Annotated in this window: 11 protein-coding genes and 2 tRNA genes; 11 read left to right on the top strand and 2 right to left on the bottom strand. The window is 39.8% G+C overall.

Features of this window, described 5'->3' with window-relative positions; all coding sequences use genetic code 11:
• The first annotated feature begins 46 nt into the window (after positions 1-46).
• The 5 genes from HMPREF0501_RS07885 to HMPREF0501_RS09330 are packed head-to-tail and all read left to right on the top strand — an operon-like array spanning position 47 to position 5,212.
• Entirely contained in the window at positions 47-2,065 is a 2,019-nt protein-coding gene (locus HMPREF0501_RS07885) for a DHH family phosphoesterase (protein ID WP_040456211.1), read from the top strand.
• Positions 2,066-2,071: 6 nt separating this feature from the next.
• Entirely contained in the window at positions 2,072-2,524 is a 453-nt protein-coding gene (rplI, locus tag HMPREF0501_RS07880; protein ID WP_006917478.1) for a 50S ribosomal protein L9, read from the top strand.
• Between the two features lie 34 nt (positions 2,525-2,558).
• A complete protein-coding gene (gene dnaB, locus HMPREF0501_RS07875) occupies positions 2,559-3,959 on the top strand; it encodes a replicative DNA helicase (RefSeq protein ID WP_006917477.1) in 1,401 nt (466 codons plus the stop codon).
• A gap of 52 nt (positions 3,960-4,011) precedes the next feature.
• On the top strand, positions 4,012-4,995 hold the full coding sequence (locus tag HMPREF0501_RS07870; RefSeq protein ID WP_006917476.1) for an MFS transporter: 984 nt from the start codon (positions 4,012-4,014) through the stop codon (positions 4,993-4,995).
• Complete coding sequence (locus HMPREF0501_RS09330; RefSeq protein ID WP_318175627.1) at positions 4,931-5,212, top strand: MFS transporter; 282 nt, start codon at positions 4,931-4,933, stop codon at positions 5,210-5,212. The genes HMPREF0501_RS07870 and HMPREF0501_RS09330 overlap by 65 nt, the downstream gene beginning before the upstream one ends.
• A gap of 69 nt (positions 5,213-5,281) precedes the next feature.
• On the opposite strand, the gene HMPREF0501_RS07865 is transcribed toward HMPREF0501_RS09330, so the two are convergent.
• Both HMPREF0501_RS07865 and HMPREF0501_RS07860 read right to left on the bottom strand, forming a co-directional pair.
• A tRNA-Lys gene (locus HMPREF0501_RS07865) sits at positions 5,282-5,354 on the bottom strand.
• 137 nt (positions 5,355-5,491) lie between these two features.
• Positions 5,492-5,564 (bottom strand) — tRNA-Lys (locus tag HMPREF0501_RS07860).
• 182 nt (positions 5,565-5,746) lie between these two features.
• Here HMPREF0501_RS07860 and yycF point away from each other — a divergent pair.
• The 6 genes from yycF to HMPREF0501_RS07830 all read left to right on the top strand — a co-directional run bounded on the left by yycF (position 5,747) and on the right by HMPREF0501_RS07830 (position 12,640).
• Positions 5,747-6,454: a response regulator YycF gene (gene yycF / locus HMPREF0501_RS07855; RefSeq protein WP_006917473.1), complete on the top strand. Its 708-nt coding sequence runs from the start codon at positions 5,747-5,749 to the stop codon at positions 6,452-6,454.
• 13 nt (positions 6,455-6,467) lie between these two features.
• Positions 6,468-8,330 (top strand): cell wall metabolism sensor histidine kinase WalK, encoded by a 1,863-nt coding sequence (gene walK / locus HMPREF0501_RS07850; RefSeq protein WP_006917472.1) that lies wholly within the window; start codon positions 6,468-6,470, stop codon positions 8,328-8,330.
• Positions 8,314-9,624: a two-component system activity regulator YycH gene (gene yycH, locus HMPREF0501_RS07845; RefSeq protein ID WP_006917470.1), complete on the top strand. Its 1,311-nt coding sequence runs from the start codon at positions 8,314-8,316 to the stop codon at positions 9,622-9,624. The genes walK and yycH overlap by 17 nt, the downstream gene beginning before the upstream one ends.
• Before the next feature lie 11 nt (positions 9,625-9,635).
• Positions 9,636-10,442, top strand: a complete 807-nt coding sequence (locus HMPREF0501_RS07840) for a two-component system regulatory protein YycI (RefSeq protein WP_006917469.1) — start codon at positions 9,636-9,638, stop codon at positions 10,440-10,442.
• Positions 10,443-10,459: 17 nt separating this feature from the next.
• Positions 10,460-11,269 carry an MBL fold metallo-hydrolase gene (locus HMPREF0501_RS07835; protein WP_006917468.1) on the top strand — a complete coding sequence of 270 codons (810 nt, stop codon included), beginning with the start codon at positions 10,460-10,462 and terminating at the stop codon, positions 11,267-11,269.
• Positions 11,270-11,344: 75 nt separating this feature from the next.
• A complete protein-coding gene (locus HMPREF0501_RS07830) occupies positions 11,345-12,640 on the top strand; it encodes a S1C family serine protease (RefSeq protein ID WP_006917467.1) in 1,296 nt (431 codons plus the stop codon).
• Positions 12,641-13,137: the final 497 nt, after the last annotated feature.

The raw sequence follows: 13,137 nt of genomic DNA, 5'->3' as shown, positions 1-13,137 counted from the left end.
GTGATAAGATAAGAATGTTAAACTATTCTACTGGGAGGTGAGGGAGATGCGATTTTGGTTTGGACAAAATACAATTGCAAAAGTGTTTAAAAATCGTCGGTTGCGACTAAATACACTCTTTTTACTTGCTACGACGACGATTGCGATTGTGATGGCCTTTCTCTATAACTGGGTTGCGGGAATAATCCTATTATTATTAGGAATTATTGGCTTAATATTGAGTCTCACGCAACTCCAACATCTTGCCGGAGAAACTGAGCAGTACCTTAGCGATTTAACTTATGAAGTCCAAAATAGCCAGCAGGAAGCCCTTCTTGAAATGCCCCTTGGCATTATCATTATGAATGAACGGGGAGTTGTTCGTTGGGCCAATCCATACATGGTGAAGTATTTTGGCAATCAAATTGTTGTCGGAGAAAAACTGGAAAACAGTATCCCAGAATTAGCGGAAATTGTTGACCAACATCAGGATGATCATGCTCCAACGATCGTTAGTTGGAATGATCATCAATTCGAATTCTTTTACCAAAAGCGGTTTAACAACCTCTATTTGATGGATATTACGAAGTATGAACGAATCAATAAGCGGTATTTAAATGAACGGCTCTTCCTTGGGAATATTTATTTAGATAACTATGTTGAACTAACGCAGGGAATGAGTGATTCAGATGTTTCCAACCTACATAATTACGTTACCTCTGAATTAAGTAAGTGGGCGGATAAGTTTAACTTATTGCTGAAAGTCATCGATGACGATAATTATCTTCTGATGGGACACGAAATCGATCTGCATAAGCTTGAGGAACGGAAGTTTAAAATCCTGGATACGATTCGAGAAAATACCTCTAAAATGAATTCACCAGTTACGCTGAGTGTCGGGATTTCGTATGGTCAAACTGACTTTATTAAGTTAGCAGATACCGCTCAACGAAATTTGGACTTAGCACTTGGTCGTGGTGGTGATCAAGTAGTTGTCCGGGCAGAAGATGAACAGGCTCGTTTCTTCGGTGGAAAAACTAATCCAATGGAAAAACGGACCAGAGTTCGAGCACGGGTAATTAGTCATGCATTCCAAGAATTAATGAACCAAGCTGATCAGATCTTTGTTGTTGGGCATAATAATCCTGATATGGACTCAATGGGGGCTTGTCTAGGAATTCGGCGAATTGCTGAAATGAATGGTCAAAAATGTTGGATTGTTCTTGATCAAGAACGTCTGCACTCTGATATTGCGCGGCTGATTTTTCAATTCAAGGACTATCAAAGCATTGAGGACTGTGTGGTAACGCCTGAACAAGCCTTAGATAAGGCTACGGATAAGAGTTTGTTAGTAATGGTTGATCATTCGAAGGTTAGTCTGTCAATGGCGCCGAAACTTTATTCGCGATTGGAAGATCGGACGGTTATTTTTGACCACCACCGGCGGGGAGAAGAATTCCCAGAAAATCCATTGTTGGTATATATTGAACCATATGCTTCCTCGACCTGTGAACTAATTACAGAAATGTTTGAATACCAACCACGAGAGGGGAAAGCCTTAAATAAGCTTGAAGCTACGGCAATGTTGACAGGGATTGAAGTGGATACCAAAAACTTTACCCAAAATGCCGGGACGAGAACGTTTGATGCTGCTAGTTATCTCCGGTCAGCAGGTGCTGATGGGTTAATGATCCAGTACTTTATGAAAGAAAATGTGGACGATTTTATGGAACGTAATCATTTAATCTCCAACACTGAATTTTTAAATGATAAAATAGCATTGTGCGTTGGTGCAGATGATAAGTTATATGATCCCGTAACGGCTGCCCAAGCCGCAGATATGCTGCTTCAGGTTGAAGGGGTCGATGCATCATTTGTCATCACGAGACGTTCTAGCGATGTAGTTGGAATTTCTGCTCGGTCAATGGGTGATTACAATGTTCAGCTAATTATGGAAAAAATGGGTGGCGGTGGTCATTTAGCAAACGCTGCGACCCAAATCAAGGATCAGCCAATTGCCGATGTAAAGCAACAACTAATGGAAATCATTAATTCAAGTGATGATCCAGAAACAGCTGAGGAGTGATTTAGAATGAAAGTTATTTTTATTGAAGATGTTAAAGGACGCGGTAAGCGCGGTGAAGTGAAGAATGTACCAGACGGCTATGCCCAAAACTTTTTAATTCCTCGTGGTAAGGCTAAGTTAGCCACGAAGGCGGCATTAAGTGAGGTTCAAGGCCAAGAACGTTCTAAGGAAAAGCAAGAAGCTGAAGAATTAGCTGAGGCAAAGAAATTAAAGCAAACCTTAGAAAGCGATGATATGGTTCTTGAAATGAAGGGCAAGGCCGGCACTGATGGTCGGATGTTTGGTTCAATTTCAAGCAAACAAATTGCTAAGGCGCTTCAAGATCAATACAATATTAAGTTAGACAAACGAAAGCTAGAATTAGCAGCGCCAATTAAGGCTTTGGGTTATGTAACGGTTAAGGTAAAGTTACACCATGATGTTGAAGCTAAGATGCGTGTTCATATTGCTGAAAAATAAAAATTAACATATTCCATAAAAAGGAGGGCAATCCATGGATAACGCGCCAGAAATTAATCGAACACCACCGCGGAATCTAGAAGCAGAACAAGCAGTTCTGGGGGCGGCCTTCTTGGCTAAAGATGCGATTGTTGAAGCTATGGAGTATGTCCAACCAGAAGATTTCTATACGCGGGCTCACCAGATTTTATTTTCAACAATGATCAAACTAAATGATCGTGATGTGCCGATTGATGTTGTTTCATTGAAGAATGAATTGGATCGGGAAAATCAAACCGAAAATGTTGGTGGCGTAGAATATTTGGCTAAACTTGCCGGTGCAGTGCCCACGGCAGCTGATGTGGTTTACTATGCTAAGATTGTCAAAGAAAAGGCAACTTCCCGTCGGCTAATTGATACAGCTACTAAAATTGTCAGCAAGACCTATGATGATACAGAGGACCTCACTGATTTACTTGATGATGCGGAACGCTCAATTTTAGGAGTGGCAGAAAGTAATAATAATACTGATCTGCAAAAGATTGGTGACCTATTAAATTCATCAGTTAATAAGATTTTTGAATTATCTCGCCAAGAATCGGATGTTACTGGGATTGCAACAGGTTATCCGCAACTTGATAAGATGACGACCGGACTCCACCCTGACGAGCTTGTGATTTTAGCAGCACGACCGGCGATGGGGAAGACTGCCTTTGCGTTAAACATTGCCCAAAATGTGGCCATTAAAAATAACACTTCTGTGGCTATTTTTAGTCTAGAAATGGGTGCTGAATCGTTAGTGAATCGGATGCTGTGTGCTGAAGGCAGTATCAATGCTAATCACTTACGGACGGGTGAGTTAACCCAAGATGAATGGCGTAGTTTATGGGTAGCAGCAAGTACCCTGGACGCTGCTGATATTTATATTGATGATACACCAGGAATCCGGGTACCGGAGATTCGGGCCAAGTGTCGACGATTAGCTAAACGAACTGGTAATCTAGGCCTAATTGTAATTGACTACCTTCAATTGATTGAAGGAGGAAACTCGGAAAACCGGCAACAAGAGGTTTCTGAAATTTCTCGACAACTGAAAAAGCTGGCAAAGGAACTTCAATGCCCAGTGATTGCACTTTCCCAACTTTCCCGTGGAGTGGAGCAACGACAGGATAAACGTCCGGTATTGTCTGATATTCGTGAATCAGGGTCCATTGAACAAGATGCAGATATTGTTAGTTTTTTGTACCGTGATGATTATTATCAACGTGAAGAGGGTAATGATGATCAAGGGAATAATCAGCAGGCCAACCAACAGGAAGCGGATGTCCCAAGTCTAAGTGAAGTTGAAGTCATTATTGATAAAAACCGGAGTGGTCCGCGAGGAACCGTTAAATTATTGTTTAATAAAACATACAACAAATTTGCTTCAATTGATTATCAACATGATGATCAATAAGGAAAGGCTGGGTTTATCCCAGCCTCTTTAGTTAAAAGGAGAGAGACAGACGATGAATAAGGGGATAAAACTCCATTGGCTGCTGATCGGAGTATTTTTAGTTAACTTCGGGAATAGCTTTGTTTGGCCATTAACAACCGTATATATTCATGATCAGTTGCATCAATCGTTAACCATTGCCGGATTGGTCATTCTTTGTTATTCAGGAGCAAATGTGGTTGGCAGTTATATTGCCGGAATCCTCTTTGATCGGTATAATCCACGTACTTTGATGATCGAAGGATTGATTGGGGCAGTCATCACGATGTTTGTTCTGGTTTGGAAAAGTAATTGGCCAATTTATCCCGTGATGTTAACCTTGGTTGGCTTCTTTAATGGTTGGCTAGTTACTCTGCATAATTCATATGGAACCATGGTAAAAGGACATGATGGCCGGTTTGTATTTAACATGATCTATTTCTCTAATAACCTCGGAATGGTTTTTGCAACCAGTGTCGTCGGTCCCCTTTATCAGTTTGCACGTAATCATGTTGGCCCATTATTCCTTTTGACAGGGCTCTTATATTTATTCTTTATTCTGATTGTTGCGAAGTTTTATCGAGTTCAGGTTAGTCGTCAACGAACAGCTGCCGTTGACGAAAAGGAAATTGTTAGAGATAAAACAACTAAATTACCGGTACCAAATCTTATTACGATCTGGACAATGTTTATTGCTATGGTGATTATTTGGATTGCTTATTCTCAGTGGTCCAGTAATATGTCAGTATATGTTACTAATCACGGGATCTCAATGACCTTATACAGTCTTCTCTGGACGATTAATGGGTTGATGGTGGTCCTTTTACAGCCGCTGATGAATATTGTTAATCAATACGTCAAGAACGATTATTTAAAGATTTACGTGGGAATTTGTGGCATTATGATGTCGTTTGTTGTATTAGTGTTTGCTAAGCAGTATTGGTGGTTTGTGCTTGGAATGGTTGTTCTCACCCTGGGGGGAAATTACGGTTTTCCCAACGGTACCTGCCGTAGTTGATCAGTTATCACCAACAGACGAAAAGGGACGCTATCAAGGCTTACTAAATGCACTAATTTCTTTTGGTAAAGCGGTCGGTCCGGCGATTGGTGGAATGATAATTGAAGGATTATCGTATCGACCATTGTTTATTGCCTGTGCTGGAGCATTGATTTTGGTTGTTGTAGTGGCAAGCATCATCTTAGAGCAAACGAAAAAACTAGTTACTGAATATTAATTATTTCCCAGGGAATAATTGAAAAACAAAAAGGACGATCACTTCTTTCGTGATCGTCCTTTTTTAATATGGGCAGTCAGGGGATCGAACCCTGGACCCACGGATTAAGAGTCCGTTGCTCTGCCAGCTGAGCTAACTGCCCATGTCATATTGACAACACAAATAATGATATCAATTCTTGTTTGATTTTGCAAGAGAAAATTTAGAATGAAAAGCTAAATAAGTTGTGGCAATAAAAAAAGAGATTGAAGAAAAACTTCAATCTCTGTAAACCTCTGATGGGCAGTCAGGGGATCGAACCCTGGACCCACGGATTAAGAGTCCGTTGCTCTGCCAGCTGAGCTAACTGCCCATAAATATCAGAACATTAAGTATAATATCAGTTATTAGAAATTTTGACAAGGCTTTTTTGATATTTTTTTAAATTAACCGAGAAGTGGTATAATATGAAAGTAATTAAAACGGATGAATTAGGAATAAAAGGCACTGCTAACGGTGACTTAATTAGTTCCATTATCAATTGGAGGAATTCACATGGCCAATAAAGTTTTGGTAGTTGATGATGAAAAACCAATTTCAGACATCATCAAATTCAACTTAGAGAAAGAGGGCTACGAAGTCGTAACCGCTTTTGACGGTGAAGAAGGCCTGGAAAAGGTCGAAAGTGACCAGCCTGATTTGATCATTCTTGACCTGATGTTGCCGAAAATTGATGGCCTCGAAGTAGCCAAACGGGTGCGGGCTAAGCATAATACACCAATTATTATGGTTACTGCCAAGGATTCAGAACTTGATAAAGTCTTAGGCCTTGAATTAGGGGCAGATGACTATGTTACTAAACCATTTTCCAACCGTGAATTGGTAGCGCGAGTTAAGGCTAATTTACGGCGTCAAGATGCTGCAAACACACCCAATGCTGAAACAGAAAATAATGATATTAAAATTGGTGCTTTAACTATTCACCCCGATGCATATACTGTCACTAAACGCGGAGACAATATTAATTTAACTCATCGTGAATTTGAATTGCTGCATTACTTAGCCCAACATATTGGGCAAGTGATCAAGCGTGAACAACTCTTACAAACGGTTTGGGGATATGACTATTTTGGTGATGTTCGGACAGTTGATGTGACGGTTCGTCGTCTACGTGAAAAAATTGAAGATAATCCAAGCCACCCGCAATGGCTAGTAACTCGGCGTGGGGTTGGCTACTACTTAGCAAATCCTAATCAAGAGTAGGAGTAAATAAGTTGTGAATAGCAAACTAAAATTTTATCAATCTATTCATTTTAAAATCGCCCTAGTATTTGCGTTGATGTCAATGTTGACGCTGGAAATTGTTGGGGCGGTTTTTGTGCGTCAATTGGAACGGCAGAATCTTTCTAATTTCCGCCAGCAAATAGAACTGCCATCATATATTGATAACTCATTAGCAACACAACTTGGACGAAAAAATACGAAAAAGGCTAATCGTCAAATTCGTGAAATCCTGACAGAAGTAAATAATAACAACATTTCTGAAATTCGGGTTATTGATAATAAGGGAATAATTCGTGGAAGTAGTAATCCAAGTAACCGCAATATGGTTGGCCAGCGAACAACGGATAGTACGGTAAAAAATGTTTTAGCTACTAACCGTTCGCACAATAAAAATGTTTATGATAATGATAACCATAATCGTTATTACGTAAATGTTGTCCCGCTATTAAGCAATAATAATGCCAATAATGTTGTTGGAGCCGTTTATATGCGGGCTAGCTTAGAGGGCGTTTACTCAACGATCAATAATATTTCCTTGATCTATGTGTTTGCTGCTTTGGTAACAATTATTATTGGTTTGGGAATTACGATTATTATTTCCCGGGAAATAACCCGACCAATTGAGGAAATGCGTAAGCAAACCCTTCGAATTGCCCGTGGTGACTATTCTGGTCGAGTTGCGGTAATGGGTAATGATGAATTGGGCCAACTGGCTGGTGCAATTAATAACTTGTCGGTGCGGGTGGAAGAAAGTCAAGAAGTTTCCGAAGCGGAGCAACGGCGGTTGAATAGCGTACTTTCTCACATGTCAGATGGTGTTCTGGCAACTGATCGTCGGGGAAATATTACAATTATTAATGAAACTGCTCAACAACTGTTGGATGTCAATGATGATGATAACGTCATTGGTAAATCGTTGTTGGACATTCTGGGAATCAGAAAAGATTACACAATGCGTGAATTGGTTGATGATGATGTTCAACAGATTCTGATAGATAATAGTGATACCAGCGGCATGATTCTTTCTGCTTACTTTTCAGTTGTGCAGCGTGAGTCTGGATTTGTCAGTGGGTTTGTCTGTGTTCTGCATGATGTTACTAGTCAACAGAAGGAAGATCAGGAACGTAAACAATTTGTTTCGAACGTTTCGCATGAATTACGGACGCCATTAACGAGTGTTAAAAGTTACGTCGAAGCATTGAGTGATGGTGCTTGGAAGGATGCAGAGATTGCTCCCCAATTTTTAAAGGTGGTTCAAGATGAAACCGACCGAATGATTAGAATGATTAATGATTTACTGAGTCTATCCAGAATGGATTCCGGGACGGTAAAGTTAAATCTTGAATACGTTAATATCAACGAACTTTTTAATTATATTCTGGACCGTTTTGATATGATTTTGAAAAAAGAAACTGATCCACAGCAAAAAAAGTATACGATTCAACGAAAAATTACTCAGAAGGATCTCTGGGTTGAAATCGATACCGATACATTTACCCAAGTGATTGATAACATTATGAATAATGCCGTCAAATACTCACCTGATGGTGGTGTAATCACTGCTCGTCTGATGGAGACTAAGAATCATGTCATTATGAGTATTGCGGATCAAGGGCTTGGTATTCCACGGAAGGACATCGGACATATTTTCGATCGGTTCTTCCGGGTTGATAAGGCGCGTTCGCGGAAACAAGGTGGGACCGGACTAGGATTAGCAATTTCAAAAGAAGTGGTTAACCTATTAGGTGGTCAAATCTGGGTTGATAGTATCGAAGGCAAAGGATCAACTTTCTACATTTCCCTACCATATGTACCATACGATGAAGGAGATGAATGGAATGCTAGCGAAGATTAAAGATAACTGGTTAGCCATAATTTTAACCATTGTGGTGGTTATTAGTCTTATTCTCTCTGGAATTGTTTGGGTAAACCCATATCGGTCGGATCATCGTTTTTTGGGTGATTCTGGAACGAGTACAGGAAGACAAGTCGCAACCCAATCGATGCGCGATATTTATTTACCAACGCAGGTTATCAAAACGAATGGTGATCAAGGACAAAAGCTCCTTTATGGGCAAGCTAAAAATCCTGTGTTAACGGCTCGTCAAAGTATTGAACGTTGGCGAATGCACCGGTTAACGAGAATTGAGTCTGGTCGGCAAAATAATTATCTTAATTATCTGCGTTTAAATAATTCGGTAATGTTGTCGTACCCATCGAGTGTGCCGATGACGATCTTTAACGATAGTTTCAATCAAAATCTCAATTATAATAATCTTAGTCGGGTTGATCATATTGTTATCCCATTAAATAAAAGCAATCGGATTAACCGGATTTATTTGTTGAGCGATAATAACTATCGGGTCTTCCGAGTTAAGGTTGATAACGCTAATATTAAGTCGATTAGAGAATCTTTAAGGGGTGGGTCATCAATTAGCGTTGACCATAAGATTTATGGTGGTCATCCGATGGTTACCTACCCGCATGGGGTAAAATTACCGAACTTTGGTTATCAAATTAGTAAGATTAATCCGGATAGCGTAAGCCAAACGTTAATGAATAACTCATCAAAGCAGTCGACGGTCACGTCACAACAGGAAAATAACCATATTGTTTATCAGTCAGGAACCAGTAAACGGTTGGTATATGATCCAGCAAAGGGTGCACTTGACTATGAAAATTACGTTGGGCGGTCCGACAATTTTAGCTACCAACAGATTTTTGGGCATATTTATAACCAGTTAGCTAGCACGAGTATTCCATTGGATTCACTTCGCTATGATTCCTATAATGGAAAAAGTGAATCAATTACTTACCGCAGTTTCGTAGAAGGATTCCCCATCTTTAATGATGATGGTTATGGAACCGTCCAGATCCAGAATAATCATGATGGTGCGGAACGCTACCACTTTTCCACCTACAGTTTGCAGGTGCCGGTGCCCGTAAATAATAAAAAGACCGTTCTACCATCATCAGCGGTGGTCTTTAATGGCCTCCGATCAGTTAATAAGTTGAAGGAAGTTACGGGAATTCGCATTGGTTATCAGTGGAAGACAGATCAAAATACTAAAACGGTAACGTTAACACCGACTTATTACATTCGTTATCGGAATAGTTGGGAAAATTATAAGAGTTTAATCGATAATTAGGAGGGACTGGAATGAATTTTAAACGAATTCAGTGGATTTTCATAATTGCCTTTGTCCTTCTTGATATTGGACTCTGTATTTCGTTATTAATGGGGACGCAGTTTCATAATAGTGGTCGGCAACAAAGCCAGTCACAAATTACGATGAAAGAAATGAAGAATGACATGATTAGTTTTGGGTCGCTCTCCAATCATCGACAAGACGGTTATTACATTGCGGCTCAAGATAATAATCAGTGGACCAGTAATTCACGAGTGACATCGTTAAAAAATCAGAGTTCTCATCTGAACAACGGGACAGTCACAAGTACATTTCAAAAACCGATTAAAATTCATAATCAAGTTAACCAACAGCAACAACTGGATAAGCTCGTTCATTCCAAACGGATTATTCATGGACAGGAATATACTTATTGTGCGCAGTTATCAAATAAACGTCAGGTTGTCTATGCCCAAACAGTTCATGGACAGCCAATTTTAGATAATGCGGGACAATTGCGTTTACATATTAATGATAGTAACGAAGTCACAGGATATACGCAGAATTATTTAAATCATTTTACGATTTTGCGACCACGCTCCCTGACGGTTTCACAGCAACAGGCAGTGACTTGGCTCTATCGGCATAACCAGATTGCTAATAATTCGCGAATCCGCTATGTCCTGTTTGGCTATGATAAGATTAAGAAGAATGGTAATCAGCTTGTGTATGTTCCAATTTGGAATGTGAATGTGAAAAGCAAAACTGGTGATAATACCCAAAATTTGCGGGTGAATGCCTTTAGTGGAACGCTTTTTAAAATGAATGGTGATAATTAGTAGAGAAAGGGATAGTTGTGGCAACAACGGATAATTTACACTACAGTATTTTAGCCAGTGGCAGTAAGGGTAATTCTACATATATTGAAACTGCCCACCACCGAATTTTAATTGATGCAGGATTAAGTGGTAAACAAATTGAAGCCCGGATGGCAGCGATTAACCGCTCGTTGAAGGACGTTGAGGCCATTTTCGTTACGCACGAGCACAGTGACCATAGTCATGGTGTGGGGGTGTTAGCGCGTCGGTATGGCCTGGATATTTATGCTAATCGCGGTACTTGGCAAGCAATGGATAATAAAATTGGTAAGGTTCCTTTAGACCAAAAGCACTTGATTGCACCAGGATCGGTTAAGGACTTTGGTGATCTTCAGGTTGAAAGCTTTGCGGTTTCCCATGATGCAGCAGAACCACAGTTTTATCAGGTTCATCACGATAATAAAGCGTTTTGTATTTTAACTGATACCGGGTATGTTTCTGAGCGAGTGGCAGGGACGATCCGAGATGCAGATGCTTATTTGATGGAGTGCAACCATGATACTGAAATGCTAATAAATGGAACCAAGTACTCGTGGCCCTTAAAACAACGAATCTTGGGTGATGAAGGGCACCTCTCTAATGAGGATGGCGCAGAAGCACTCACGAGCGTGATTGGTCGTCATACGAAAGAAGTTATTATTGGCCACCGCAGTCACGAAAATAATACCCGATCATTAGCACACTTGACGGTTGCCACGTTGTTAGAGCAACGTGATTTTGGTGTTGATCATGATTTTCAACTAGATGATGCTGAGCAAGATCACGCTAGTAAACTAATGACGTTATAATGAAAAATGTTATAAAAATTTCAAAAATAATTCATATTTGGTTTCTATAATGAAAACTAAATAGGAGGACGTATCATGCAACAGAAAAATAATAAATTTTGGATAAAAGTTGCTGTGGTTGGTTTAATTGCTGGTTTGATTGGTGGGGGATTATCATTAGGAATCGGCAATGTGGTTAGTGGTATTCGTGACCGAATTGCCATGCGGACTCCCGCTGGTTCGAATAAAGCAGGTGGGACATCCGTTGCCAAGAATAAGGCGAATTTAAATAATGAATCGACGAAGGCTTATAAGTCAGTTAAAGATTCAGTAGTGTCGGTAATTAATTTACAAAATCGGCAAAGCTCAAGTAGTATTTATAGTTTGTTTGGACAAAGTAGTGGTCAGAGCAGCTCTGGAAAACTGCAAACGGTTAGCGAAGGTTCTGGGGTCATCTACAAAAAGAGTGGTGGCTCTGCCTATATTGTGACTAACAATCATGTGGTCTCCGGTTCAAATGCGCTCAAAGTTATCATGAGTAATGGTAAGGAAGTTTCTGCTAAGATTGTTGGGACAGATTCCACCACTGACTTAGCAGTTTTACGGATTAGTGCAGCAAATGTGAAAACTGTTGCGTCCTTTGGTAATTCTAATGACATTGAAGCAGGACAAGATGTGCTAGCGATTGGCTCCCCAATGGGTAGTGAATACGCAAATACGGTTACCAAAGGGATTATTTCTGCAAAGAATCGGACAATTCGAGCGAAGTCTGGTGCTGCAGCAACTAGTGTTATTCAAACTGATGCAGCTATTAATTCAGGGAATTCTGGTGGTCCCCTCATCAATATGGCTGGCCAAGTGATCGGAATCAATTCAATGAAGTTAGCTTCTGATACTAACGGAAGCAACGTTGAAGGGATGGGCTTCTCCATTCCAAGTAACGAAGTTGTACGGATTATCAATCAATTAGTTAAGAACGGTAAAATCACTCGTCCTTCACTGGGAGTGGGGTTAATTGACCTAAGCAGCGTTTCGCAAGATCAACAATCTTCAGTCTTAAAATTACCTTCTAGCGTTACTAAAGGGGCAGTTGTGATGACCATCACGGACGGTGGTGCCGCTAAAAACGCTGGTATTAAAAAATATGATGTCATTACGAAGATTGGTAATAAGTCAGTAACGGATGTTAGTTCATTACGAACTGCATTGTATAAGTATAAGGTCGGTCAATCAGCTAAAATCACATATTATCGAAATGGGAAGGCCCACACAGTTACCGTTAAGTTAACTGAAAACGATAGTTCAGCTAACAGTAGTTCAGATTCAGAGTCTTCTCAACAGGAAAGTGATCAGGATCAGCAAAGTCAAGATAATGATGATGCGGGATTCTAGAAAAAGACTGGTGCTTAGAAAGCACCAGTTTTTTTATCCTGTCAAGGACAGAACCTTGACGGTTAAGTAAAGAGAGATAGTTCGTTAATGATAGAATATTTGACATAAAAGTTTACCAAAATCATCGAATGTAAATGAAAAGCGAATAATCTGTCTAAAGATTGGTGATTAATAACAAACCGTGGAAAAGTTATCCACATAATTATCCACAGGCTGTTGATAGTTGTTATTTCAACGATTTTTCTTGTGTAAAAAGTTATCCACAGGTTTTATCCACACTTGTTGATAAGTGGATTAAATTTAATTAAGACCGTCATAAACGTTGCTATATCAGGTCATCGAATTAAGACGAGCGAACGATTGTTTTTGTTGCTAATGTGGATAACTTAAGTTGTCAATTCGGGGTAGACCAAAGATAGAAGAACGAACTTCCCGATTTATCCACGATCTTCTGTGGATAACTTGTGGAAAAATTGTTGAAAAGTTCTAGTTATTAA

Origin of the sequence: Limosilactobacillus coleohominis 101-4-CHN (assembly GCF_000161935.1) — a bacterium.
GTDB classification, from domain to species: Bacteria; Bacillota; Bacilli; order Lactobacillales; family Lactobacillaceae; genus Limosilactobacillus; species Limosilactobacillus coleohominis_A.
This window is presented reverse-complemented; position numbering and strand designations above follow the sequence as displayed.